Origin of the sequence: Enterobacter sp. S-33 (assembly GCF_028735835.1) — a bacterium.
GTDB lineage: Bacteria > Pseudomonadota > Gammaproteobacteria > Enterobacterales > Enterobacteriaceae > Enterobacter > Enterobacter vonholyi.
Genome location: NZ_CP117838.1, coordinates 1716881 through 1741658 on the forward strand (window position 1 = coordinate 1716881; position 24778 = coordinate 1741658).

Genomic DNA, 24778 nt, shown 5'->3' on the forward strand with positions numbered 1-24778 from the left:
CTTATGATCAGTTCCTTATGGATCGCGAAAACTGGCCTGGACGCCCAGCAAACCAATATGGACGTGATTGCCAACAACCTGGCAAACGTGAGCACCAATGGTTTCAAGCGTCAGCGTGCCGTTTTCGAAGATTTGCTTTATCAAACCATCCGCCAGCCGGGCGCGCAGTCTTCTGAACAGACGACGCTGCCATCGGGTCTGCAGATCGGTACCGGTGTTCGTCCGGTGGCCACCGAACGTCTGCACAGCCAGGGCAACCTGTCTCAGACCAACAACAGCAAGGACGTGGCAATCAAAGGCCAGGGCTTCTTCCAGGTGCAGCTGCCTGACGGGACCTCTGCCTACACCCGCGACGGCTCGTTCCAGGTCGATCAGAACGGCCAGCTGGTGACGGCGGGCGGTTTCCAGGTTCAGCCTGCGATTACCATCCCGGCGAACGCCCTGAGCATCACCATCGGACGTGACGGTGTGGTCAGCGTGACCCAGCAGGGACAGGCCGCGCCGGTTCAGGTCGGGCAGCTCAACCTGACCACCTTCATGAACGATACCGGTCTGGAAAGCATTGGTGAGAACCTCTACACCGAAACGCAATCCTCCGGTACGCCGAATGAGAGCACCCCGGGCCTGAACGGCGCGGGTCTGCTGTACCAGGGTTATGTTGAAACGTCTAACGTGAACGTGGCGGAAGAGCTGGTGAATATGATCCAGGTCCAGCGCGCGTATGAAATTAACAGTAAAGCAGTGTCGACGACCGACCAGATGCTGCAGAAACTGACGCAACTCTAAGGTGTAGCCCGGTGCGGTAAACGCCGCGCCGGCTCCCTGTTTTCGAAGATGAAGGCAATGCAAAAAAACGCGGCGTTTCGTTATCCGATACTGACTGTTCTGGCTGTCACCCTCAGCGGGTGTGCTTTGATCCCGTCTAAACCATTGGTCCAGGGTGCGACGACTGCCCAACCCGTTCCTGGCCCCGCGCCAGTGGTAAACGGCTCCATTTTCCAGACCGCGCAGCCGATTAATTACGGCTATCAGCCGCTGTTTGAAGATCGCCGCCCGCGTAACGTCGGCGATACATTGACCATTGTGCTGCAGGAAAACGTCAGCGCGAGCAAGAGCTCGTCGGCGAACGCCAGCCGCGATGGCAAAACCAATTTTGGCTTCGATACCGTGCCACGCTATCTGCAGGGCCTGTTCGGCAATGCCCGTGCGGATGTTGAGGCCTCCGGCGGCAACACCTTTAACGGTAAAGGCGGTGCCAACGCCAGCAACACCTTCAGCGGCACGCTGACGGTCACGGTTGACCAGGTACTGGTTAACGGCAACCTACACGTTGTGGGTGAAAAACAGATCGCCATCAACCAGGGCACTGAATTCATTCGCTTCTCGGGCGTGGTTAACCCTCGCACCATCAGCGGCACCAACACCGTTCCATCTACCCAGGTGGCGGATGCGCGCATTGAGTACGTCGGGAACGGCTATATCAATGAAGCGCAAAATATGGGTTGGCTGCAGCGCTTCTTCCTTAATTTATCGCCAATGTAAGCGAGGTGACCCATGTTTAAATCGATCTTCGCCGTGGCGCTCGCGCTGGTGGCAACATTTGCCCAGGCTGACCGTATTCGCGACCTCACCAGCGTTCAGGGCGTACGTGAAAACTCCCTGATTGGCTATGGCCTGGTGGTTGGTCTGGATGGTACCGGTGACCAGACCACCCAGACGCCGTTCACTACCCAAAGTCTGAACAACATGCTTTCCCAGCTAGGCATTACCGTGCCGGCGGGAACTAACATGCAGCTGAAAAACGTGGCCGCGGTAATGGTCACCGCGTCCTACCCGGCGTTTGCTCGTCAGGGGCAAACCATTGACGTGGTGGTCTCCTCAATGGGTAATGCCAAAAGCCTGCGCGGCGGTACGCTGCTGATGACCCCGCTGAAAGGCGTCGACAGCCAGGTCTATGCACTGGCGCAGGGGAACATTCTGGTTGGCGGTGCGGGCGCTTCCGCAGGCGGGAGCAGCGTGCAGGTGAACCAGCTTAACGGTGGACGTATCACCAACGGGGCGATCATTGAGCGTGAACTGCCGACCCAGTTTGGCGCGGGCAACACCATCAACCTGCAGCTCAATAATGAAGACTTCACCATGGCGCAGCAAATTGCCGATACCATCAACCGCAGCCGCGGCTACGGTAATGCAACGGCACTCGATGCGCGCACCGTGCAGATCCGTACCTCTACCGGCAGCAGCAACCAGGTGCGCATGCTGGCAGATATCCAGAATATGGAAGTGAACGTTCCGGTTCAGGATGCCAAGGTGATCATCAACTCCCGTACCGGCTCGGTGGTCATGAACCGGGAAGTGTCGCTGGACAGCTGTGCCGTAGCGCAGGGCAACCTCTCCGTAACGGTAAACCGCTCCGCGAACGTGAGCCAGCCGAATACGCCATTTGGTGGCGGTCAGACGGTGGTGACGCCGCAAACGCAGATTGATATGCGTCAGAGCGGCGGGTCGCTGCAGAGCGTTCGCTCCAGTGCCAACCTGAACAGCGTGGTGCGAGCCCTGAACGCCCTGGGTGCAACGCCGATGGACCTGATGTCCATTCTGCAATCCATGCAAAGCGCGGGCTGCCTGCGCGCCAAACTGGAAATCATCTAATGCTGACCGATAGCAAACTGTTGACCAGTGCAGCCTGGGATGCCCAGTCGCTCAACGAACTGAAAACCAAAGCAGGAAAAGACCCGGCGGCGAACATCCGCCCGGTCGCCCGCCAGGTGGAAGGGATGTTTGTACAGATGATGCTGAAAAGCATGCGTGAAACCCTGCCGAAAGACGGGATGTTCAGCAGTGATTCAACGCGTCTCTACACCAGCATGTATGACCAGCAGATTGCGCAGCAGATGACCGCCGGTAAAGGCCTCGGCCTGGCTGACATGATTGTGAAACAGACCGAAGCCGCGCAGGGCATTCAGCCTCAGGAACAGACGCAGCAGGTGCCGATGAAGTTCGACCTGGAAACGGTGACCAGTTATCAGAACCAGGCTCTGACGCAAATGGTGCGTAAAGCGATGCCAAAAGCCACGGGCAGCGGCGATGAGCCGCTCTCCGGTGACAGCAAAGACTTCCTGGCGCAGCTTTCTCTGCCTGCGCGTCTTGCCAGCGAACAGAGCGGCGTGCCGCATCACCTGATTCTGGCGCAGGCCGCGCTGGAGTCGGGCTGGGGCCAGCGTCAGATCCGCAAGGAAAACGGCGATCCGAGCTTCAACATCTTCGGCGTGAAGGCCACCTCCAGCTGGAAGGGGCCAACAACGGAGATCACGACCACCGAATACGAGAACGGTGCGGCGGTGAAGGTCAAAGCAAAATTCCGCGTCTACAGCTCTTATCTGGAAGCATTGTCCGACTACGTTGGCCTGCTGAGCCGAAATCCGCGTTATACCGCCGTTACGCAGGCGGCGACGGCGGAGCAGGGCGCTCAGGCCTTACAAAACGCGGGCTACGCGACTGACCCGAACTATGCACGCAAGCTCACCAGCATGATCCAGCAGCTGAAATCCATGGGCGAGAAGGTCAGCAAAGCCTATAGCACAGATATTGAAAATCTGTTCTGAAAGTTCTCAAGTCCCGGTGGAGGTTGCCGATAACCTTCATCAGGACTCGTGTCTGAACGTATAAAAGGAACCCCCATGTCCAGTTTGATTAACAGCGCCATGAGTGGCCTCAGTGCTGCGCAGTCGGCACTCAATACCGTCAGTAATAATATTTCAAGCTATAACGTGGCAGGTTACACCCGCCAGACCACGGTGCTGGGCGCATCTAACAGCACGCTGACCGGCGGTGGCTGGGTGGGTAACGGGGTGTATGTCTCCGGTGTCCAGCGTGAGTATGACGCCTTCATCACCAACCAGCTGCGCGCCGCGCAGACGCAGAGCAGCGGTCTGACGACGCGCTATCAGCAGATGTCAAAAATCGACGATGTGCTCTCTGATACCACCAACTCGCTCTCCACCACCCTGCAGGATTTCTTCAAAAGCCTGCAAACGCTGGTGAGCAACGCGGAAGACCCGGCTGCACGTCAGACGGTGCTGGGTAAAGCGGGTGGTCTGGTCAATCAGTTCAAAACCAACGATCAGTATCTGCGCGATCAGGATACGCAGGTCAATACCGCCATTGGGACCAGCGTGTCTCAGATCAACAACTATGCCAAACAGATTGCGAACCTGAACGATCAGATCTCTCGTCTGACCGGCGTCGGAGCGGGCGCATCGCCTAACGATCTGCTCGACCAGCGCGATCAGCTCGTCAATGAGCTGAACAAAATCGTCGGCGTGGAAGTGTCTGTTCAGGATAGCGGTACGTTTAACATCTCTTTCGGCAATGGTTACAGCCTGGTTCAGGGCAGCAAAGCCAACCAGCTGGCTGCCGTGAAGTCGAGTGCAGATCCGGCTCGTACCACCGTGGCCTATGTCGACGACGTAGCGGGTAATGTCGAGATCCCGGAAAAGATGATTACCACCGGTTCTTTAGGCGGTTTACTGACCTTCCGCACGGAAGATCTTGATAAAGCTCGTAACACCCTGAACCAGATGGCGCTGGCCTTTGCAGATTCAATGAACACGCAGCATGAAGCCGGCTTTGATGCGAACGGTGATGCGGGCGGTAAGCTGTTCAACTTCGGCTCTCCGGCGGTCCTGTCCAGCAGCAAGAACGGCGGTTCGGCGGTTGTTACGGCTTCTGTAGCGGACAGCAAGCAGGTCCAGGCGACAGACTATAAGCTGCAGTTTAACGGAACTGACTGGACGGTTACCCGTACTTCAGACAAAACCAGCTTTACGATGAGCCCGGATGCCAGCGGCAATCTGTCGTTTGATGGCCTTAACGTCAACGTGAGCGGTACGGCAAACACCAAAGACAGCTTTACCGTGAAGCCTGTTTCCAACGTCATCATGAACATGGAACTCGCGATCAGCGACGAGTCCAAGCTGGCGATGGCATCGGTGCAGAACGGCGGCGAGAGTGATAACCGTAACGGCCAAAAACTGCTCGATCTGCAAAACGGCAAAGTGGTGGGGGGAAACAAAACCTTCAACGATGCGTATGCCTCTCTCGTCAGTACCGTCGGTAGCTCAACGGCGTCACTGAAGGTGAGCAGCCAGACGAAAGCCAACGTGGAGACGCAGTTAATCAAGCAGCAGCAGACCATCTCTGGGGTAAACCTCGACGAAGAGTATGGCAATTTGCAGCGTTATCAGCAGTATTACCTGGCTAACGCCCAGGTTCTCCAGACTGCCAGTACGCTCTTCGATGCAATTATCAACATTCGTTAAGGTTGAGGTGAACAATGCGTATTAGCACCCAGATGATGTACGAGCAGAACATGCGTGGGATCACCGATTCCCAGAGCAGATGGCTGAGCTACGGTGAGCAGATGTCCACCGGCAAGCGCGTCAATCGTCCTTCGGACGATCCTATCGCCGCGTCGCAGGCCATCGTTCTGTCACAGTCTCAGTCGCAAAACAGCCAGTTTGCGCTCGCGCGTACCTTTGCAACGCAGAAGGTCTCGCTGGAAGATAACGTGTTAACCCAGGTCAACACCGCGATCTCGAGCGTGCGCGAGAAGCTCGTTTATGCGTCGAACGGCACGTTAAGCGATGACGACCGTCTTTCTCTGGCGACCGATATTCAGGGGATCCGCGATCAGCTTATGAACCTGGCCAACACGACGGATGGTAATGGTCGCTTTATCTTTGCGGGATACAAAACCGAGAGCGCACCGTTTGATGCCGCGACCGGGGATTACAACGGCGGCGCAGAGGCCATCACGCAGCAGGTTGATACGGCGCGAAATATGACCATTAGCCATACCGGCCAGCAAATTTTCGAAAGTATTACCAGTAATGCAGAACAGCTGCCGGGCGGTGGATATGGCCAGACGAACATGTTCAAAATCCTGGATTCTGCGATTGCGTCGCTGAAGACGCCGATTGAAAACGATCCGGCTGCTGCCACGGCGCAAAGCCAGGTGATTGCCAATGCGCAAATCGGCATCAAAAACTCCCAGAACAATGTCCTGACGGTCGTTGCGGATGTGGGAACCAAGATGAACGAGCTGGAAAAACTCGATACGCTGGGTGATGACCGCGCGCTGGGTCAGACCAAGCAGATGAGCGACCTGGTTGATGTCGACTGGAACGAAGCGATTTCCTCTTACACCATGCAGCAGGCGGCCTTGCAGGCGTCTTATAAAGCGTTTAGCGATATGCAGGGCATGTCTCTGTTCCAGCTGAACAAATAACATCTTGACCTCTTGGAACATGTCTTGAAACTGGGCATGTTTTACTGCCCAATCCGCCTGGATTGGGCATTTTTTTATGCAACTTCTGCTGATGCGGAGGCGACACGCGCGCTTTCAATCAGACGAATTGCCAGTGCAATGACGCCACAGACTGTCGCCAGCGCGACCACACCCGTCCAGCCAGCCAGCGAGTAGATATTGCTGCCTAACGCGGAACCCAGCGCCATCCCGATAAAGACCACCGTAAAGAGCAGGGCGTTGAGACGACCCCGAGCCTGCGGTTCAAGGCTGTATACCAGGTTCTGGTGAGCGACCAGGCTTGACTGCAGGCCCAGGTCGAACCCGACGGCAGAGATGGCGATCAGAATCAGCTGTCCATGAACGCCCAGCGCGGGCATCAGGAACATCAGGGCAAATGAGACGGTCACCAGAACGGCACCAAGCTGCGTGACTTTTCCTGCGCCCAGTTTGTCCGCCAGACCCCCTGCCAGCGGGGCAGCTAACGCACCGGCGGCACCTGCAATACCAAAACCACCCGCTACGGCACTGCCCAGGTTATAGTGCTCAAGCAGCATGACCGCAAGCGTAGACCAGAAGGCGCTAAAGGCAATCGACAGAAAGCCCTGAGCCAGCGCCGCACGGCGCAGCGCCGGATAGCGACGCCACAGGTGTTCCATTGAGCGCATCAGCGCGGGGTAGCTCAGCGTGGAGTGAATGGCAAAACGGGGAAGTACAAACCACATCATCACGCCGATGAACGCAATGCTCGCCGCCGCCAGCTGGTACATGACGCGCCAGCCAAACGCTTCACCCACCACGCCGCTCACGGTTCTTGATAATAAGATACCCATCAGCAGCCCGGTCATTACCGTGCCCACGGTTTTCCCCTGTTTACCTTCCGGCGCAAGGATGGCCGCGGCAGGGACGATATCCTGTGCCATGGTGGCGGCCATGCCGATGAGCAGGCTTGCCAGCAGCAGAGAGTGGATCTGCCCGGTCAGGCTACAGCCGAGAAGAAACAGCGCCAGCGCCGCACTCTTTATCAGGATTAACGTCCTGCGGTCGTGGCGATCGCCGAGCGGAAGCAGGAACAGGATCCCCAGGGCATATCCCGCCTGGGTGAGCGTCGGGACCATGCCCATTCCTTCGATACTCAGATGAAGGTCTGCGCCCATCAGCGGCAGCAGAGGCTGAGCATAATAGATTGATGCCACGCTGAAACCTGCACCGATCGCCAGCATTAAAATCACCCAGCGGCTCACGGCATGGGCGGCGGTTGTTGTGTTCATAAGAAGTTCCTCATTCGTCGTGTGAGGCTATTTTTTATCAGTACGCCTTGCGACGGTAGCGGGCACGGTGGTAAAACGCTTATACGTTGAACGTATAAATGAAAAAGCAATGAAAAGAGCTGAGCGTATAGACAGGGTGGAGCTAATGCGGACGTTTGTTCGCATCGTGGAGGCGGGTTCCCTCTCTGCGGCTGCACGGCAGCTGGCCACCACCCAGGCCACTGTGAGCAGACGGTTACAGTCGCTTGAGACCATGCTGGGCGTACGCCTGATATTGCGCACCACCCACACGACGCGGCTGACGGATGACGGCGAGCGCTGCTATCAGCACGCCCGTCGGGTGATTGACAGCTGGCTGGCGCTGGAAGATGAGGTGGGGCAGACGGAAGATGAGCCGGTAGGCGTGCTGCGGGTGCGCGCTCCCCACGCGTTTGGTCAGGATCAGCTTCTTAAACCCGTAACCGAATTTTTGCAACGCTATCCGCAGCTTTCGATTGAGTGGATGCTCAACGACAGGTCGGCGGATTTCCTCGGCGACAACCTGGACTGTGCTATTCGGGTAGGCGTGGAGGTCGATCCGGCGACCGTGTCCGTGCTGCTGGCGGAGGTGCCGCGCTCGGTGGTGGCTTCACCGGCACTGCTGGCCCGTTTTCCAGCGGTTACCACGCCGGAGGATTTGCAGCAGTTTCCCTGGATAGCCATCAGCTCTTTCTACCAGCGCCACGTGGAGCTTTTTCACGATACTTCGCCCGCCACCGCGCGGATTGCTATTACGCCACGGCTAAGTACCGACAGCCTGTATGTCGCACGTAACACTGCACTCACCGGGCTTGGCGTGGCGGTGGTCTCCAGCTGGACGGTACAGAACGATATTCAGGAAGGGCGGCTGGTGCACTTGCTGCCGGAGTGGCAGCCAGCGGCGCTACCGGTGCATCTGGTTTATCCCTGGTCCCGTTATTATCCGGCACGCTTGCGGCGTTTTCTGGAGTTGATGCGGCAGGTCATGCCGGAGGTGACCGGGATGAGGAAGCCCGTGCAGCAGCCATAAAAAAAGCCGACCTTAAGGTCGGCTTTTTACTTTCAGCGTCGTTTGTCGTTATTCGACAGACTGCGGACGCGTTGCCGGTGCAGTCGCCTGATGCGTTGCACTGTGGCCACCGGCTGCGCCTTTACCTTCGAAGCTGAATGCCGGGCGAACCCAGTCGCTGTGACGCGGTGCTTCAGGCACGTAATCCGGCGCCGGAGCGCGCGTCATTGGTGCTGTCGCCACGTGGGCAGCGGCTGGCGCAGAAACAACCGGCTCTGGTTTCACTTCAGGCGCTTTCGGTTCTTCAACAACCGGTTCAACCTCAATCTCAACGTCCTGAACGATTTCTTCAGCGGTGTCTTCCACTGCGGCTACAGGTTCAGCTTCTTCAGCGATTTCCTCAGCCACCACGACATCTTCTTCAGCAATAAGCTGCGGTGCGGCATCAACCGGCGCGGCAATCACTTCCGGATGCGTGGTTTCGACTTCAGCTACCTGAGGGGCTGCAGTTTCAACAACCTGAGGTTCCACCACGGTTGCCGCTTCAGTCACGACCTCTTCTACCGCTGCCGCAGGTGCAATAACCTCTTCGGTTACTGGCTGTTCTTCAACAACCTGCTCCGGACGCGCTACCGGGTAGCGGATCCAGACTTTGCCGGAGGCCATTTCTGGTGAAGCACAGGCAATGGTCAGCGGCATTGGCGACTGAGTTGGGTAACGCTCGTCACGATAGCGACGACGGCGCTGGCCGCTAACGCGCAGATGACGTGGGGAACGACGTGAACGGCGCGGCATGCCGGCGTTATCACGGTTTTCACCGTTATCATCCTGCTCAACGTTGTTATCAACGACCGCTGGCAGGTCAACTTTTGCAAGCTGAGTACCGGCTGCGCTCTCGCGGGTTTCAACCGGGACAATTGCTGACTCTTCGGTTGCTTCGGAGGCGAAACGAACTTTCTGAGCAAGCTGGCGCTGCTTACGACGTGGCATTACCTGAGTACGTTCTTCCTGCTCGCCGTCCTGCTGTTCAACAGGCTCTTCGCGGTTCAGGTTTTTGACTTCCTGCTGTGCCTGACGCTTCTCGTCGTTACGGCGACGGTTGCGTTCACGGCGCGGCTGCTGGTCGTCACGCTGTTTGCTCTTCTCAGACTCATCGCCCGCCTGCTGGCGAATTTCACGATCTTCAACATTCTGCTGCTGTTTCTCGCGACGGTTGCGACGGTTGTCTTCGCGTTGCTCACGGCCTTCGTTATTCTCAGAGCGGTTGTCACGGTTGTCACGACGCTCGTTGCGGTCATTGCGATCGCTGCGGTCGTTACGATCGCGGCGGTTGTTCTGACGCTTACGGCGGTCCTGCTGACGCTCAGGCTTGGCCGCTTTTGGCTCTTCTTTCGGCTGCTCAGGCTGAACTTCCTCACCGGCAAACATCTTCTTCAGCGCGCCGAAGAAGCGGCTCAGCAGACCAGGCTGCGCCGGCTGGGCTTTCGCTGCCGTTGCTTCAGGTTTCTGCGCCGCAGGTTTGGCCGCCGGTTTTTCCAGGGCTGCTTCAGGCGGTGCTTCAGGCATAATGAAGGTCGCTAACGCAGGCTGCTCAGGCAGCTTGCGCTCGGCTGGCTCTTCATCGGACGGCAGGGCCATCTCTTCTTCATGCAGCTTCGGCAGCAGGTAGCTGAGCGTTGACGTCTCTTCGCCTTTACGGACACGCAGCACGTGATAGTGCGGGGTTTCCATCTGATCGTTTGGCACGATGATGCAGCGAACGCCACCCTGACGCGCTTCAATCGCACTGACCGCTGCACGTTTTTCGTTCAGCAGGTAAGAGGCAATTGGCACAGGGACAATCGCGTGAACCTCTTTGGTATTCTCTTTCAGCGCTTCTTCTTCAATCAGACGCAGAATCGAGAGGGACAGCGATTCGTTATCACGCACGGTACCGGTGCCGGAGCAGCGCGGACAAACGTGATGGCTGGACTCACCCAGCGACGGGCTCAGACGCTGGCGGGACATCTCCAGCAGGCCAAAGCGTGAGATATGGCTAATCTGGATACGCGCACGATCCTGACGCACCGCTTCGCGCAGACGGTTTTCTACTGCACGCTGGTGGCGAACAGGGGTCATGTCGATGAAGTCGATAACAATCAGACCACCCAGGTCGCGCAGGCGGAGCTGGCGGGCGATTTCATCAGCGGCTTCAAGGTTGGTGTTGAAGGCGGTCTCTTCGATATCGCCACCGCGCGTTGCGCGAGCGGAGTTGATGTCGATAGCGGTCAGCGCTTCAGTGGTATCGATAACGATAGAACCGCCGGATGGCAGGCGCACTTCACGCTGGAAGGCGGATTCAATCTGGGATTCGATCTGATAGTGGCTGAACAGCGGTATTTCACCGGTGTACAGTTTAATTTTGCTGGTGAAATCCGGACGACCCAGCGCGGCAATGTGCTGGCGCGCCAGCTCAAGTACTTTCGGGTTATCGATCAGAATTTCACCGATGTCCTGACGCAGGTAGTCACGGAAGGCACGCACGATAACGTTGCTTTCCTGGTGGATCAGGAACGGAGCAGGGCGGCTTTCCGCTGCTTTTTGGATGGCTTCCCAGTGCTTCAGACGGAAGCTCAGGTCCCACTGCAGCGCTTCGGCGGATTTGCCAACGCCTGCGGTACGCACGATAAGCCCCATGCCATCAGGCAGCTCGAGGCTTGCCAGCGCTTCTTTCAGCTCGGTACGGTCATCACCTTCGATACGGCGAGAGATGCCACCCGCACGCGGGTTGTTTGGCATCAGAACCAGATAGCTCCCTGCCAGGCTGATAAAAGTTGTTAGTGCGGCACCTTTGTTGCCACGCTCTTCTTTATCAATCTGAACGATAACTTCCTGACCTTCACGCAGCACATCTTTGATGTTTGGGCGGCCATGGGCGTTGTAGTTTGCAGGGAAATATTCGCGGGCAATTTCTTTCAGAGGGAGGAAACCATGACGCTCAGCACCGTAATCGACAAATGCAGCTTCAAGGCTTGGTTCAATGCGGGTGATTTTACCTTTGTAAATGTTCGCTTTTTTCTGTTCGTGTCCAGGACTTTCGATATCCAGATCGTACAGGCGCTGCCCATCCACAAGGGCGACACGCAACTCTTCTTGCTGAGTTGCGTTGATTAACATTCTTTTCATCGTAACTTACTCGTTATTCTTACATTGACGACAAAGCTGCGGGCAAGGTGACGCTTTCCGGGGTATGAACCGATGGCCTCGTGTCTGTTCACGTCGCCAACCTCACGGTTGTCGCTCGCTTAAGAGGCGCAGAGTGTCGGTTGCCTGTATTTCATACGGAAACACAGCGCAATTATCAGGGGAATTGCCTGGGTAGAACTCTCCAGAGAACAATCCTTATACCGGGAAGTACTGCAACCCGCAGCCCGCTAACTGCCTGAAAGATCAATACGTCTTACGCCATTGCTGCGTGGATGATCGGTCAGACAAAATTGGTCATTCCGTCAACATCCTTACTTAACCAGGATTTAACACGGAAAACAGCCTCATTATTCCACTGCTCGCCGGGTTATAGCAAGATGACTTTTACCAATTATCACCCGGTTACTCACAGTTTCTTCACTTCAGAATGGAGATTGGTTTAATAACCACCAAATCGGTTGCGCGAAACGGGTAGCAGGCCGGATAAAAGTAAATATAAGCATAGAAAAATGAGTGGCGCTAATGGCTGACGATATTTAGAATCGCCAACCATGAAAACAGAGACTCCAGCCGTAAAAATGGTTGCCATCGCCGAAGATGAAGCGGGGCAGCGTATCGATAACTTTTTGCGCACCCAGCTAAAAGGGGTGCCAAAGAGCATGATTTACCGCATTCTGCGTAAGGGCGAGGTGCGGGTTAACAAAAAACGCGTGAAGCCCGAGTACAAACTCGAAGCCGGTGACGAAGTGCGTATTCCACCGGTGCGCGTGGCAGAGCGTGAGGAAGAGACCGTTTCACCGAAGCTACAGAAAGTGGCGGCCCTGAGCGATGTGATCCTTTATGAAGACGACCACATTCTGGTGCTGAATAAACCGTCAGGGACGGCTGTTCATGGCGGTAGCGGTCTGAGCTTCGGCGTGATTGAAGGGCTGCGTGCCCTGCGCCCGGAAGCGCGCTTCCTTGAACTGGTGCATCGTCTTGACCGCGACACCTCTGGCGTACTGCTGGTGGCGAAAAAGCGTTCCGCGCTGCGTTCTCTGCATGAACAGCTTCGTGAAAAAGGGATGCAGAAAGACTATCTGGCGCTGGTGCGCGGCCAGTGGCAGTCCCATGTTAAAGTGGTGCAGGCGCCGCTGCTGAAAAATATTCTGCAAAGCGGTGAGCGTATTGTCCGCGTGAGCCAGGAAGGGAAACCGTCTGAGACGCGCTTTAAGGTTGAAGAGCGGTATGAGTTTGCCACGCTGGTGCGCTGCAGTCCGGTGACCGGCCGGACCCACCAGATCCGCGTGCATACGCAGTTTGCAGGGCATCCCATCGCGTTTGATGACCGCTATGGCGACCGCGAGTTTGATAAGCAGCTGGCGGGAACGGGGCTGTCGCGTCTGTTCCTGCATGCGGCAGCGCTGAAGTTTACCCATCCGAATACCGGTGAAGTGATCCGTATTGAAGCGCCGCTGGATGAGCAGCTGAAACGCTGTCTTAAGGTTTTGCGCGGCTGATTTTGCCTTCCTCCCTCTCCCTGTGGGAGAGGGGCGGGTGAGGGCATCAGGCCGCAACGTCCCAGTCACATCGTCAGCGGATTACACTCTTCTCGTCTTAACATCTGACACAGGGCAATTAGCGGTAACCCCACCAGGGTGTTGGGATCCCGACCGTCCAGCTTGTCGAAAAGTGCAATCCCCAATCCTTCACTTTTAAAGCTCCCCGCGCAGTTCAGCGGTCGCTCACGGCGCACGTAATCCATAATCTCCTGCTCGCTGAGATGGCGGAAGTGCACGTCGAACGGTTCGCATTCAGTTTGCAGATGACCGGAAGCGGAGTTATAGAGCGCCAGGCCGGTATAAAAGGTCACGATGCTGCCTCGTGCACGCAGAAGCTGCTGGCAGGCGTTCTCCTCCGTATGGGGCTTGCCGGTGATTTCGCCGTCCAGTACGCAAACCTGATCGGAGCCTATAATCAAATGTGCGGGGTAACGTGCTGCCAGCGACTGCGCTTTCTCTTTAGCGAGACGCGTCACCAGATGACGCGGTGATTCACCCGGCTGTGGCGTCTCATCAACCTCTGGCGCGGCGCATTCAAACGGGATCCCGAGCTTTTCCAGCAGCATTCGGCGATAGGGAGACGTGGAAGCTAGGACGAGATTTGGCATATTTTTATCACCAGATATAGCGTATCGATGCCAGCCATTTTAAACTACAGGCCGCAATGTGTGCGAATAATTGGCAAAAGGCAGCTCTGGTTGCCTTTTTCTTTGACTCTATGACGTTACAAAGTTAATATGCGCGCCCTATGCAAAAGGTAAAATTACCCCTGACTCTTGATCCGGTTCGTACGGCTCAAAAACGCCTCGATTATGAAGGTATCTATACTTCCGATCAGGCTGAGCGTATTGCCGAATCCGTAGTCAGTGTGGACAGTGATGTAGAATGCTCCATGTCGTTCGCTATCGACAACCAGCGTCTCGCCGTTTTAACCGGTGATGCGAAGGTAACGGTAACGCTCGAGTGTCAGCGTTGCGGGAAACCGTTTGTACAGCATGTTCACACAACGTATTGTTTCAGTCCGGTCCGTTCTGACGAACAGGCTGAAGCACTCCCGGAAGCGTATGAGCCGATTGAGGTTAACGAATTCGGTGAAATCGATCTTCTGGCTCTGGTTGAAGATGAAATCATCCTCACCTTGCCAGTAGTTCCGGTGCATGATTCTGAACACTGTGAAGTGTCCGAGGCGGACATGGTCTTTGGGGAACTGCCTGATGAAGCGCAAAAACCAAACCCATTTGCCGTATTAGCCAGCTTAAAGCGTAAGTAATTGAGGAGTAAGGTCCATGGCCGTACAACAGAATAAACCAACCCGTTCCAAACGTGGCATGCGTCGTTCCCATGACGCGCTGACCGCAGTTACCAGCCTGTCTGTAGACAAGACTTCTGGTGAGAAACACCTGCGTCACCACATCACCGCTGACGGTTTCTACCGCGGCCGCAAGGTTATCACTAAGTAATCACGCGCAAGCGTGATTAGGCTTAGTGAGGATTTCCCCGTGTAAACGGGGAATTTACCGAACCAGGCTGCGACGATACCTTGACACGTCTAACCCTGGCGTTAGATGTCATGGGGGGAGATTTTGGCCCTTCCGTGACAGTGCCTGCAGCATTGCAGGCACTGAATTCTAATTCGCAACTCACACTTCTTTTAGTCGGCAATCCCGACGCAATCACGCCATTACTCGCAAAAGCTGACTTTGAACAACGTTCGCGTCTGCAGATTATTCCTGCGCAGTCAGTTATTGCCAGTGATGCCCGACCCTCGCAGGCTATTCGCAATAGTCGTGGCAGCTCTATGCGGATAGCGCTGGAGTTGGTGAAAGAAGGGCGAGCCCAGGCTTGCGTTAGCGCGGGAAATACCGGCGCGCTGATGGGGCTGTCGAAATTACTGCTCAAACCTATAGAAGGTATTGAGCGCCCGGCGCTGGTGACGGTATTACCGCATCAGCAGAAGGGCAAGACGGTGGTGCTCGATTTAGGCGCTAACGTCGACTGTGATAGTACTATGCTGGCACAGTTTGCCGTGATGGGATCGGTGCTGGCAGAAGAAGTTGTCGGGATCAACACTCCCCGTGTTGCGTTACTGAACATTGGTGAAGAAGAGACCAAAGGCCTGGACAGCATTCGCGAAGCGGCTGAATTGCTCAAACAGGTTCCCTCCATCAACTATATTGGTTATCTCGAAGCCAATGAGTTGTTGACGGGGAAAACGGATGTTCTGGTGTGCGATGGCTTCACCGGAAACGTCACGTTGAAGACCATGGAAGGGGTCGTGCGCATGTTTCTTTCTCTGCTGAAATCTCAGGGAGAAGGCAAAAAAAGCGCCTGGTGGCTCATTTTATTGAAGCGTTGGCTACAAAAGAGCCTGACGCGGCGATTCAGTCACCTCAACCCCGACCAGTATAATGGCGCCTGTCTGTTAGGATTGCGCGGCATCGTGATTAAGAGTCATGGCGCCGCCAATCAGCGAGCATTTGCTGTCGCGATTGAACAGGCAGTGCAGGCGGTGCAGCGACAAGTCCCTCAACGGATTGCCGCTCGCCTGGAATCTGTATTAGCTAAAAGTGACTGAGCGTACATGTATACGAAGATTTTAGGTACCGGCAGCTACCTGCCAAAACAAGTGCGTACCAACGCCGATCTGGAAAAAATGGTAGATACGTCTGACGAGTGGATTGTCACGCGCACAGGTATCCGTGAACGTCGTATTGCCGCGCCAGACGAAACAGTGTCGACCATGGGTTACGAAGCCGCACAGCGTGCTATCGAAATGGCGGGCATTGATAAAGAACAGATTGGTTTGATCGTGGTCGCCACGACGTCTGCCACGCATGCATTCCCAAGTGCAGCGTGCCAGGTGCAAAACATGCTCGGCATTAAAGGCTGTCCGGCGTTTGACGTCGCTGCAGCGTGCGCAGGCTTCACCTATGCGCTGAGCGTTGCCGATCAGTACGTGAAATCCGGTGCCGTTAAATATGCGCTGGTGATCGGTGCTGACGTGCTGGCGCGCACCTGCGATCCAACCGATCGCGGAACGATCATTATTTTTGGTGATGGCGCAGGCGCGGTGCTGCTGGGGCAGTCCGAAGAGCCGGGTATCATCTCTACGCATCTGCATGCTGATGGCAGCTACGGCGAGCTGTTGACTCTGCCTAACGCCGATCGCGTTAATCCGGACAACTCGATTTACCTGACCATGGCAGGGAACGAGGTGTTCAAGGTGGCGGTGACTGAGCTGGCACACATCGTTGATGAAACGCTGGAAGCGAATAACCTTGAGCGTTCCTCGCTCGACTGGCTGGTGCCGCATCAGGCGAACCTGCGCATCATCAGCGCGACCGCGAAAAAGCTGGGCATGTCGATGGATAACGTTGTTGTGACCCTGGATCGTCACGGCAACACTTCTGCGGCGTCGGTACCGTGCGCATTTGATGAAGCGGTACGCGATGGACGAATCAAACGGGGCCAGCTGGTCTTGCTTGAAGCCTTCGGTGGCGGGTTCACCTGGGGTTCCGCGCTGGTTCGTTTCTAGGATAAGGAATAAAAAATGACGCAATTTGCTTTTGTGTTCCCGGGCCAGGGCTCTCAAACCGTTGGGATGTTGTCTGAAATGGCAGCAAACTATCCGGTCATTGAAGAGACTTTCCGTGAAGCTTCTGATGCACTGGGTTATGATTTATGGGCGCTGACCCAGCAGGGGCCGGCCGAAGAGCTGAACAAAACCTGGCAGACCCAGCCAGCGCTGCTGACCGCATCTGTTGCGCTGTGGCGCGTCTGGCAGCAGCAGGGCGGTAAAGCGCCAGCGCTGCTCGCAGGCCATAGCCTGGGTGAATACTCTGCGCTGGTGTGCGCCGGCGTGATCGCGTTTGCTGACGCGGTACGTCTGGTGGAACTGCGTGGTAAATTCATGCAGGAAGCGGTGCCGGAAGGCACGGGCGGCATGTCTGCCATTATCGGTCTGGATGATGCTGCAATTGCAAAAGCGTGTGAAGAATCTGCTGAAGGCCAGGTTGTCTCGCCGGTGAACTTCAACTCGCCGGGTCAGGTGGTTATCGCAGGTCATAAAGAAGCGGTTGAACGTGCCGGTGCGGCCTGTAAAGCAGCGGGCGCTAAGCGTGCGCTGCCGCTGCCTGTCAGCGTGCCGTCTCACTGCGCGCTGATGAAGCCTGCTGCCGAGAAGCTGGCGGTTGAGCTGGAAAAAATTACCTTTAACGCACCGACGATTTCTGTCGTGAACAACGTCGATGTGAAATGCGAAACCGCGCCGGAAGCTATCCGTGACGCGCTGGTTCGCCAGCTCTATAGCCCGGTACAGTGGACCAAAACCGTTGAGTTTATGGCCGCACAGGGCGTTGAGCATCTGTATGAAGTCGGCCCAGGTAAAGTCCTCACCGGTCTGACAAAACGTATTGTTGACACCCTGACAGCCTCGGCGATTAACGAGCCGGAAGCGATGTCAGCGGCACTCTCGCAATAAAAGAGGAATACCATGAGTTTTGAAGGAAAAATCGCCCTGGTCACTGGCGCAAGCCGCGGTATCGGGCGTGCAATTGCTGAAACACTGGTTGCGCGCGGCGCGAAGGTGATTGGTACAGCAACCAGCGAGAATGGCGCTCAGGCCATCAGCGAGTATCTGGGTGCAAACGGTAAAGGTCTGGTACTGAATGTGACTGAACCTGCATCTATCGAATCTGTTCTGGAAAATATTCGCGCAGAGTTTGGCGAAGTGGATATTCTGGTAAACAATGCCGGGATCACTCGCGATAACCTGTTAATGCGAATGAAAGACGACGAGTGGAACGATATCATCGAAACCAACCTGTCATCTGTATTCCGTCTGTCAAAAGCGGTAATGCGCGCTATGATGAAAAAGCGTCATGGTCGTATTATCACTGTCGGTTCTGTGGTAGGTACCATGGGAAATGCTGGTCAGGCTAACTACGCTGCGGCGAAAGCAGGTCTGATTGGTTTCAGTAAGTCGCTGGCGCGTGAAGTTGCGTCCCGCGGTATTACGGTAAACGTTGTTGCTCCGGGCTTTATTGAAACGGACATGACGCGTGCGCTGACTGATGAGCAGCGTGCGGGTACGCTGGCGGCAGTTCCGGCGGGTCGTCTTGGCGACCCTAAAGAAATCGCCAGTGCGGTTGCATTTTTAGCCTCTGACGAAGCGGGTTACATCACTGGTGAGACCCTCCACGTCAACGGCGGGATGTATATGGTTTAACCACGATAAAAAAATTTGCGTTATTTGGGTAAAAGGCCTCAAAATAACGTAAAATCGTGGTAAGAACTGCCGGGATTTAGTTGCAAATTTTTCAACATTTTATACACTACGAAAACCATCGCGAAAGCGAGTTTTGATAGGAAATTTAAGAGTATGAGCACTATCGAAGAACGCGTTAAGAAAATTATCGGCGAACAGCTGGGCGTTAAGCAGGAAGAAGTTGTGAACTCCGCTTCCTTCGTTGAAGACCTGGGCGCAGATTCTCTTGACACCGTTGAGCTGGTAATGGCTCTGGAAGAAGAGTTTGATACTGAGATTCCGGACGAAGAAGCTGAGAAGATCACCACCGTTCAGGCTGCCATTGATTACATCAACGGTCACCAGGCGTAAGTGAACATCTCCAGGCGGTCATTCGACCGCCTGAGTTTTATCTTTTTTAGTCCCACGAATCTCTTTTTTTATCCCTCCCTGGAGGACAAACGTGTCTAAGCGTCGTGTAGTTGTGACCGGACTTGGCATGTTGTCTCCTGTCGGCAATACCGTAGAGTCCACCTGGAAAGCTCTCCTTGCCGGTCAGAGCGGCATCAGCCTAATCGACCATTTCGATACTAGCGCCTATGCAACGAAATTTGCTGGCTTAGTAAAGGATTTTAACTGTGAAGAGATCATCTCGCGCAAAGAACAGCGCAAGATGGATGCCTTCATTCAATATGGAATTGTCGCTGGCGTTCAGGCCATGCAGGATTCTGGCCTTGAGATTACGGAAGAGAACGCAACCCGTATCGGCGCCGCTATCGGCTCCGGGATTGGCGGTCTTGGCCTGATCGAGGAAAACCATACATCTCTGATGAATGGCGGCCCGCGTAAGATCAGCCCGTTCTTCGTTCCGTCCACGATTGTTAATATGGTGGCAGGTCACCTGACCATCATGTTCGGCCTGCGTGGGCCAAGCATTTCTATCGCGACCGCCTGTACGTCTGGCGTACATAACATCGGCCAGGCCGCGCGCATTATTGCGTACGGCGATGCAGATGCTATGGTTGCCGGCGGTGCTGAAAAAGCCAGTACCCCGCTGGGTGTTGGCGGTTTCGGCGCAGCCCGTGCGCTGTCTACCCGTAATGATAACCCGCAGGCGGCAAGCCGTCCGTGGGATAAAGACCGTGACGGCTTCGTGCTGGGCGACGGGGCGGGCATGATCGTACTGGAAGAGTACGAACACGCGAAAAAACGCGGTGCGAAAATTTATGCTGAAGTCGTTGGCTTTGGTATGAGCAGCGATGCGTACCACATGACGTCTCCTCCGGAGAACGGTGCAGGTGCTGCGCTGGCGATGGAAAACGCAATCCGTGATGCGGGTATTACCCCGGCTCAGATTGGCTATGTTAACGCGCACGGCACGTCTACTCCTGCAGGCGATAAAGCTGAAGCTCAGGCGGTTAAATCTATCTTCGGCGAGTCTGCCAGCCGCGTACTGGTAAGTTCAACGAAATCCATGACCGGTCACCTGCTGGGCGCGGCGGGTGCAGTAGAGTCAATCTACTCCATCCTTGCGCTGCGCGATCAGGCTGTTCCGCCAACCATCAACCTGGATAACCCGGATGAAGGTTGCGATCTGGACTTCGTTCCTCACGAAGCGCGTCAGGTTAGCGGTATGGAGTACACCCTGTGTAACTCCTTCGGCTTCGGCGGCACCAACGGTTCTCTGATCTTCAAAAAGATCTGATCCTGACGTCCCGATAGCTTTTAAAAAGGTCCGCTTGCCGGGCCTTTTTTATTAAGGCTAATCTTCTTGTCGGCTGCATGACATCCTGCCAGACTAAACGCCCACGCATAAGGAGCCACCATGTTTTTAATCAATGGCCTTGAGCAGGACACGCTGCCTGCCAGCGACAGGGCGATACAGTTCGGTGATGGTTGCTTTACGACGGCGCGCATTCTGGATGGCGATGTCTGCCTGCTGGAGGCGCATATTCGACGCCTGCAGCATGGCTGTGAAAAGCTAATGATCCCTTTTACGCACTGGGACATGCTGCGTCAGGAAATGTGCCAGCTCGCGTCAAAGAAGCACAGCGGCGTACTCAAGGTTATCATCAGCCGCGGCAGTGGTGGCCGGGGGTATAGCGCTGCATCATGTCTCAACCCAACGCGAATCCTCTCCGTATCTGCTTATCCCGCGCATTACTCTCGCTGGCGAGAAGACGGCGTCACGCTGACGCTGAGCCCGGTGCGACTGGGACGAAACCCGATGCTGGCCGGGCTTAAGCATCTCAATCGCCTGGAGCAGGTGCTCATTCGTACTCATCTTGAACAGACGGACGCCGATGAGGCGCTGGTTCTTGACAGCGAAGGGTTCATTACGGAATGCTGTGCGGCTAATTTACTCTGGCGGCAGGGAGGAGAGGTGTTCACTCCGTCGCTGGAACACGCTGGCGTAAATGGGTTAATGCGTCAGTTTTGTCTGGAACAGCTGGCACGCTCTGGCTTTCGCGTTGTCGAAGTTAGTGCAGGAGAAACCGCGCTAAAGGCCGCAGATGAAGTCATCATCTGCAACGCGCTGATGCCTGTTGTACCCGTCCGTGCGTATGGCCAACAACGCTGGTCCTCGCGCGAGCTGTTTCAGTTTTTAGCCCCGATATGTGAGCAAATCAGATAGTCATGAAAAAAATGTTGCGCTTTGTCCTTATCCTCATCGTCGCGCTGGGCATCGCTGGCGGAGCAGGCGTATGGAAAGTTCGCCAGCTGGCTGACAGCAAGATCCTGGTTAAAGACGAAACGATCTTTACCCTGAAAGCGGGAACCGGCCGTCAGGCGCTTGGGGAACAGCTCTATGGCGACAAGATTATTAATCGTCCACGGGTCTTCCAGTGGTTATTGCGCGTGGAACCTGAGCTGTCACATTTCAAAGCCGGGACCTATCGCTTTACGCCTGGAATGACCGTCAGAGAGATGCTGCAGCTGCTCGAAAGCGGCAAAGAAGCCCAGTTCCCTCTGCGATTTGTGGAAGGGATGCGCCTGAGCGATTACCTTAAACAGCTGCGCGATGCGCCGTATATCAAACATACGTTAAAAGACGATAGCTATCAGACGGTAGCAGAAGCGCTGAAGCTTGAGCATCCGGAATGGGTGGAAGGCTGGTTCTGGCCAGACACCTGGATGTACACGGCAGGCACGACCGATGTGGCCATCCTTAAGCGGGCGCACAAAAAAATGGTCGCCGCAGTGGATGCCGCCTGGCAGGGGCGAATGGAAGGATTGCCTTACAGCGATCAGAACCAGTTCGTAACCATGGCCTCGATCATTGAGAAAGAGACCGCCGTTGCCGCCGAGCGCGATCGGGTGGCGTCGGTGTTTATCAACCGTCTGCGTATCGGCATGCGTCTGCAAACCGATCCTACCGTTATCTACGGCATGGGCGAGAGCTACGCCGGCAAGATCTCACGAAAAGATCTGGAGACGCCAACGGCGTATAATACCTACGTGATTAGCGGTTTACCGCCAGGCCCGATTGCCACGCCGAGCGAGGCGTCGCTAAAAGCAGCCGCGCATCCGGCTAAAACACCGTATCTCTATTTTGTGGCTGATGGAAAAGGGGGGCACACCTTTAACACCAACCTTGCCAGCCACAACCGCTCTGTTCAGGACTATCTGAAGGCACTTAAGGAAAAAAATGCGCAGTAAATACATTGTCATTGAGGGACTTGAAGGGGCGGGTAAAACCACTGCCCGCAACGTGGTAGTGGATACGCTCAAATCACTTGGCGTGGCGGACATGGTGTTTACCCGTGAGCCGGGCGGCACGCAGCTGGCTGAAAAGCTGCGCAGCCTGGTGCTGGATATTAAATCCGTCGGCGACGAAGTTATCACTGACAAAGCCGAAGTGCTGATGTTCTACGCGGCGCGCGTGCAGCTGGTTGAGACGGTGATCAAACCCGCCCTGGCCGAGGGTAAGTGGGTGATCGGTGACCGTCACGATCTGTCGACTCAGGCGTATCAGGGCGGCGGACGCGGCATCGACCAGACCATGCTGGCAACGCTGCGTAATGCCGTACTGGGAGATTTTCGCCCCGACCTGACGCTCTATCTGGATGTAACCCCGGAAGTGGGCCTCAAGCGTGCCCGCGCGCGCGGCGAGCTGGACCGCATAGAACAAGAGTCGTTTGATTTCTTTAACCGCACCCGTGCGCGCTATCTTGAACTGGCCGCACAGGACAGCTCAATTTGTACCATCGATGCGACGCAATCCCTGGACGACGTCACGCGTGACATTCAGCAAACCGTGACGCAGTGGGTGCAGGAGCAGCAGGCATGAAATGGTATCCATGGTTGCGCCCGCACTTTGAACAGCTGATCGGCAGCTATCAGGCGGGGCGGGGGCATCATGCGTTACTGATTCAGGCATTGCCGGGAATGGGCGATGACGCGTTGATTTATGCCATCACCCGTTTTCTGATGTGCCAGCAGCCGGAAGGGCATAAGAGCTGCGGCAAATGCCGCGGCTGCCAGCTGATGCAGGCGGGTACACATCCTGACTACTACACCCTTGAGCCTGAGAAGGGTAAAAGCGCGCTGGGTATCGATGCCGTGCGGGAAGTCAGTGAAAAATTGTATGAACACGCGCGGCTGGGCGGCGCTAAAGTGGTCTGGCTTAAAGACGCCACGCAGCTGACCGAGGCGGCCGCTAATGCCCTGCTGAAAACCCTGGAAGAGCCACCGGTGAAAACGTGGTTTTTCCTCTCGTGCCGCGATCCGGGACGATTACTGGCGACGCTGCGTAGCCGCTGTCGTCTTCATCACCTTGCGGTTCCTCAGGAATCGTGGGCGCTGAGCTGGCTGGAACGAGAGGTGACAACGTCACCTGAGAGCACGCTGTCCGCCTTGCGCCTGAGCAGCGGCGCGCCTGCGGCGGCGCTGGCATTACTGCAGCCTGACGTCTGGTCAGAGCGAGAAACGCTCTGCCGTGCCATCGAAACGGCACTGAATAACCACGACTGGCTAAGTTTACTGCCTGCGCTTAACAGCGATCGGGCCGTTGATCGGCTGCACTGGCTGGCCTCCTTGCTGCTGGATGCGCTCAAAATCCAGCAAGGGGCAACGCTTTTGACCAACCCGGATGCGTGGCCGCTGGTGAATACGCTGGCGAACCGCCTCTCAGGGACGGTTCTTCACGCTATGCTTCATGAAATTTGCCAAAGCCGTGAACAGCTTTTAACCGTGACGGGGCTTAATCGCGAGCTTTTACTGACCGACCAGTTACTGCGTATCGAACATTACCTGCAACCCGGCGTCACACCGCCTGTTTCCCATCTCTGAGAGAGACATTATGTTTTTAGTCGACTCACACTGCCATCTTGATGGCCTGGATTATCAATCCCTGCATAAAAACGTGGATGACGTGCTGGCAAAAGCCGCTGCCCGCGATGTGAAATTTTGCCTTGCGGTGGCGACGACGCTGCCGGGCTATCGCTCCATGCGTGAGCTGGTGGGCATTCGCGATAACGTGGTGTTCTCCTGCGGCGTGCACCCGTTGAATCAGGACGAGGCCTACGACGTTGAGGATCTTCGCCGCCTGGCAGCAGAAGAGGGCGTGGTGGCGATGGGCGAAACCGGGCTGGACTATTTTTACACGCCGGAAACCAAATCTCGCCAGCAGGAGTCCTTCCGCAACCATATTCGCATTGGCCGTGAACTGAATAAGCCGGTTATCGTCCACACTCGCGATGCACGTGCGGATACGCTGGCGATCCTCCGGGAAGAAAACGTGACGGATTGCGGTGGCGTACTACACTGTTTCACAGAAGACAGAGAAACGGCGGGTAAACTGCTTGATTTGGGGTTTTATATCTCGTTTTCGGGGATCGTGACGTTCCGTAACGCTGAGCAGCTGCGTGATGCTGCACGTTATGTTCCGCTCGATCGCATTCTGGTGGAGACAGATTCTCCGTACCTGGCACCGGTACCGCATCGCGGTAAAGAGAACCAGCCCGCAATGACCAGAGATGTGGCTGAGTACATGGCCGTTCTGAAGGGCGTCAGTATCGATGAGCTGGCCCGCGTGACGACGGAAAACTTCTCCGCGCTGTTCCATATTGACCCCGCCCGCCTGCAATCTGTCTGATACACCTGTTTTTTTTAGGCTCGTAATTAATAAGTAAAGCGAGTAAAGTTCACCGCCTCATTTGGGGCGGTGAGGGTGTTTTTAGACACATCCGGACATGCTTT

24 protein-coding genes are annotated in these 24778 nt (G+C 55.8%); 21 read left to right on the plus strand and 3 right to left on the minus strand.

Going from position 1 to position 24778, the window contains the following annotated elements:
* Positions 1-3 precede the first annotated feature (3 nt).
* The 6 genes from flgG to flgL all read left to right on the plus strand — a co-directional run bounded on the left by flgG (position 4) and on the right by flgL (position 6289).
* Positions 4-786 (plus strand): flagellar basal-body rod protein FlgG, encoded by a 783-nt coding sequence (gene flgG / locus PUP35_RS08085; protein ID WP_008500810.1) that lies wholly within the window; start codon positions 4-6, stop codon positions 784-786.
* A 57-nt stretch (positions 787-843) separates the two neighbouring features.
* Positions 844-1542 (plus strand): flagellar basal body L-ring protein FlgH, encoded by a 699-nt coding sequence (gene flgH / locus PUP35_RS08090; protein WP_023311139.1) that lies wholly within the window; start codon positions 844-846, stop codon positions 1540-1542.
* A 12-nt stretch (positions 1543-1554) separates the two neighbouring features.
* Positions 1555-2652, plus strand: a complete 1098-nt coding sequence (locus tag PUP35_RS08095; RefSeq protein ID WP_029740346.1) for a flagellar basal body P-ring protein FlgI — start codon at positions 1555-1557, stop codon at positions 2650-2652.
* Positions 2652-3605 carry a flagellar assembly peptidoglycan hydrolase FlgJ gene (gene flgJ / locus PUP35_RS08100; protein WP_023311141.1) on the plus strand — a complete coding sequence of 318 codons (954 nt, stop codon included), beginning with the start codon at positions 2652-2654 and terminating at the stop codon, positions 3603-3605. The genes PUP35_RS08095 and flgJ overlap by 1 nt, the downstream gene beginning before the upstream one ends.
* Before the next feature lie 75 nt (positions 3606-3680).
* On the plus strand, positions 3681-5321 hold the full coding sequence (flgK, locus tag PUP35_RS08105) for a flagellar hook-associated protein FlgK (RefSeq protein WP_111965536.1): 1641 nt from the start codon (positions 3681-3683) through the stop codon (positions 5319-5321).
* 14 nt (positions 5322-5335) lie between these two features.
* Positions 5336-6289, plus strand: a complete 954-nt coding sequence (flgL, locus tag PUP35_RS08110; protein ID WP_033145208.1) for a flagellar hook-associated protein FlgL — start codon at positions 5336-5338, stop codon at positions 6287-6289.
* 74 nt (positions 6290-6363) lie between these two features.
* On the opposite strand, the gene PUP35_RS08115 is transcribed toward flgL, so the two are convergent.
* Positions 6364-7578 (minus strand): MFS transporter, encoded by a 1215-nt coding sequence (locus PUP35_RS08115; RefSeq protein ID WP_127730384.1) that lies wholly within the window; start codon positions 7576-7578, stop codon positions 6364-6366.
* A gap of 145 nt (positions 7579-7723) precedes the next feature.
* Here PUP35_RS08115 and PUP35_RS08120 point away from each other — a divergent pair, with 145 nt between their 5' ends.
* Positions 7724-8626: a LysR family transcriptional regulator gene (locus PUP35_RS08120; protein WP_407719094.1), complete on the plus strand. Its 903-nt coding sequence runs from the start codon at positions 7724-7726 to the stop codon at positions 8624-8626.
* Positions 8627-8674: 48 nt separating this feature from the next.
* On the opposite strand, the gene rne is transcribed toward PUP35_RS08120, so the two are convergent.
* Positions 8675-11770, minus strand: coding sequence for a ribonuclease E (gene rne / locus PUP35_RS08125; RefSeq protein ID WP_271367631.1), 3096 nt, complete (start codon positions 11768-11770; stop codon positions 8675-8677).
* 572 nt (positions 11771-12342) lie between these two features.
* Between rne and rluC the strand changes: the two genes are divergently transcribed.
* Positions 12343-13290 carry a 23S rRNA pseudouridine(955/2504/2580) synthase RluC gene (gene rluC, locus PUP35_RS08130; RefSeq protein WP_021240761.1) on the plus strand — a complete coding sequence of 316 codons (948 nt, stop codon included), beginning with the start codon at positions 12343-12345 and terminating at the stop codon, positions 13288-13290.
* Between the two features lie 65 nt (positions 13291-13355).
* Here the strand turns inward: rluC and PUP35_RS08135 are convergent, their stop codons facing one another.
* Entirely contained in the window at positions 13356-13940 is a 585-nt protein-coding gene (locus tag PUP35_RS08135) for a Maf family protein (protein ID WP_115874728.1), read from the minus strand.
* Between the two features lie 140 nt (positions 13941-14080).
* Here PUP35_RS08135 and yceD point away from each other — a divergent pair, with 140 nt between their 5' ends.
* The 13 genes from yceD to PUP35_RS08200 all read left to right on the plus strand — a co-directional run bounded on the left by yceD (position 14081) and on the right by PUP35_RS08200 (position 24674).
* Positions 14081-14602, plus strand: coding sequence for a 23S rRNA accumulation protein YceD (yceD, locus tag PUP35_RS08140; RefSeq protein WP_014883375.1), 522 nt, complete (start codon positions 14081-14083; stop codon positions 14600-14602).
* Positions 14603-14618: 16 nt separating this feature from the next.
* A complete protein-coding gene (gene rpmF / locus PUP35_RS08145; RefSeq protein WP_003857964.1) occupies positions 14619-14792 on the plus strand; it encodes a 50S ribosomal protein L32 in 174 nt (57 codons plus the stop codon).
* Between the two features lie 80 nt (positions 14793-14872).
* Entirely contained in the window at positions 14873-15907 is a 1035-nt protein-coding gene (gene plsX / locus PUP35_RS08150) for a phosphate acyltransferase PlsX (protein WP_060568787.1), read from the plus strand.
* A 6-nt stretch (positions 15908-15913) separates the two neighbouring features.
* The gene (locus PUP35_RS08155; protein ID WP_115874729.1) at positions 15914-16867 is read left to right on the plus strand and encodes a beta-ketoacyl-ACP synthase III; all 954 of its coding nucleotides are present in this window, start codon (positions 15914-15916) and stop codon (positions 16865-16867) included.
* A 15-nt stretch (positions 16868-16882) separates the two neighbouring features.
* Positions 16883-17812: an ACP S-malonyltransferase gene (gene fabD / locus PUP35_RS08160; RefSeq protein ID WP_111965541.1), complete on the plus strand. Its 930-nt coding sequence runs from the start codon at positions 16883-16885 to the stop codon at positions 17810-17812.
* A gap of 12 nt (positions 17813-17824) precedes the next feature.
* Entirely contained in the window at positions 17825-18559 is a 735-nt protein-coding gene (gene fabG, locus PUP35_RS08165; RefSeq protein WP_008500795.1) for a 3-oxoacyl-ACP reductase FabG, read from the plus strand.
* 153 nt (positions 18560-18712) lie between these two features.
* Complete coding sequence (acpP, locus tag PUP35_RS08170) at positions 18713-18949, plus strand: acyl carrier protein (protein ID WP_003857954.1); 237 nt, start codon at positions 18713-18715, stop codon at positions 18947-18949.
* 91 nt (positions 18950-19040) lie between these two features.
* Positions 19041-20282 (plus strand): beta-ketoacyl-ACP synthase II, encoded by a 1242-nt coding sequence (gene fabF, locus PUP35_RS08175; protein WP_032639670.1) that lies wholly within the window; start codon positions 19041-19043, stop codon positions 20280-20282.
* Between the two features lie 120 nt (positions 20283-20402).
* Positions 20403-21212, plus strand: a complete 810-nt coding sequence (pabC, locus tag PUP35_RS08180) for an aminodeoxychorismate lyase (RefSeq protein WP_143344935.1) — start codon at positions 20403-20405, stop codon at positions 21210-21212.
* Between the two features lie 2 nt (positions 21213-21214).
* On the plus strand, positions 21215-22237 hold the full coding sequence (gene yceG / locus PUP35_RS08185) for a cell division protein YceG (RefSeq protein ID WP_111965543.1): 1023 nt from the start codon (positions 21215-21217) through the stop codon (positions 22235-22237).
* The gene (gene tmk / locus PUP35_RS08190; RefSeq protein WP_133294167.1) at positions 22227-22868 is read left to right on the plus strand and encodes a dTMP kinase; all 642 of its coding nucleotides are present in this window, start codon (positions 22227-22229) and stop codon (positions 22866-22868) included. Before yceG ends, tmk begins: the two co-directional genes overlap by 11 nt.
* Positions 22865-23869 carry a DNA polymerase III subunit delta' gene (gene holB, locus PUP35_RS08195; protein WP_274242634.1) on the plus strand — a complete coding sequence of 335 codons (1005 nt, stop codon included), beginning with the start codon at positions 22865-22867 and terminating at the stop codon, positions 23867-23869. Before tmk ends, holB begins: the two co-directional genes overlap by 4 nt.
* A gap of 10 nt (positions 23870-23879) precedes the next feature.
* Complete coding sequence (locus PUP35_RS08200; protein ID WP_248173490.1) at positions 23880-24674, plus strand: metal-dependent hydrolase; 795 nt, start codon at positions 23880-23882, stop codon at positions 24672-24674.
* The last annotated feature ends 104 nt before the right edge of the window (positions 24675-24778 follow it).

Coding starts and splice junctions, on each gene's coding strand:
- fabD (WP_111965541.1), top strand. CDS start 16,883: ATGACGCAATTTGCTTTTGTGTTCCCGGGCCAGGGCTCTCAAACCGTT.
- rne (WP_271367631.1), bottom strand. CDS start 11,770: ATGAAAAGAATGTTAATCAACGCAACTCAGCAAGAAGAGTTGCGTGTC.
- PUP35_RS08115 (WP_127730384.1), bottom strand. CDS start 7,578: ATGAACACAACAACCGCCGCCCATGCCGTGAGCCGCTGGGTGATTTTA.
- rpmF (WP_003857964.1), top strand. CDS start 14,619: ATGGCCGTACAACAGAATAAACCAACCCGTTCCAAACGTGGCATGCGT.
- PUP35_RS08095 (WP_029740346.1), top strand. CDS start 1,555: ATGTTTAAATCGATCTTCGCCGTGGCGCTCGCGCTGGTGGCAACATTT.
- PUP35_RS08155 (WP_115874729.1), top strand. CDS start 15,914: ATGTATACGAAGATTTTAGGTACCGGCAGCTACCTGCCAAAACAAGTG.
- PUP35_RS08135 (WP_115874728.1), bottom strand. CDS start 13,940: ATGCCAAATCTCGTCCTAGCTTCCACGTCTCCCTATCGCCGAATGCTG.
- fabG (WP_008500795.1), top strand. CDS start 17,825: ATGAGTTTTGAAGGAAAAATCGCCCTGGTCACTGGCGCAAGCCGCGGT.
- tmk (WP_133294167.1), top strand. CDS start 22,227: ATGCGCAGTAAATACATTGTCATTGAGGGACTTGAAGGGGCGGGTAAA.
- yceD (WP_014883375.1), top strand. CDS start 14,081: ATGCAAAAGGTAAAATTACCCCTGACTCTTGATCCGGTTCGTACGGCT.
- PUP35_RS08120 (WP_407719094.1), top strand. CDS start 7,724: ATGCGGACGTTTGTTCGCATCGTGGAGGCGGGTTCCCTCTCTGCGGCT.
- yceG (WP_111965543.1), top strand. CDS start 21,215: ATGAAAAAAATGTTGCGCTTTGTCCTTATCCTCATCGTCGCGCTGGGC.
- flgG (WP_008500810.1), top strand. CDS start 4: ATGATCAGTTCCTTATGGATCGCGAAAACTGGCCTGGACGCCCAGCAA.
- flgH (WP_023311139.1), top strand. CDS start 844: ATGCAAAAAAACGCGGCGTTTCGTTATCCGATACTGACTGTTCTGGCT.
- flgK (WP_111965536.1), top strand. CDS start 3,681: ATGTCCAGTTTGATTAACAGCGCCATGAGTGGCCTCAGTGCTGCGCAG.
- flgL (WP_033145208.1), top strand. CDS start 5,336: ATGCGTATTAGCACCCAGATGATGTACGAGCAGAACATGCGTGGGATC.
- flgJ (WP_023311141.1), top strand. CDS start 2,652: ATGCTGACCGATAGCAAACTGTTGACCAGTGCAGCCTGGGATGCCCAG.
- PUP35_RS08200 (WP_248173490.1), top strand. CDS start 23,880: ATGTTTTTAGTCGACTCACACTGCCATCTTGATGGCCTGGATTATCAA.
- acpP (WP_003857954.1), top strand. CDS start 18,713: ATGAGCACTATCGAAGAACGCGTTAAGAAAATTATCGGCGAACAGCTG.
- holB (WP_274242634.1), top strand. CDS start 22,865: ATGAAATGGTATCCATGGTTGCGCCCGCACTTTGAACAGCTGATCGGC.
- pabC (WP_143344935.1), top strand. CDS start 20,403: ATGTTTTTAATCAATGGCCTTGAGCAGGACACGCTGCCTGCCAGCGAC.
- rluC (WP_021240761.1), top strand. CDS start 12,343: ATGAAAACAGAGACTCCAGCCGTAAAAATGGTTGCCATCGCCGAAGAT.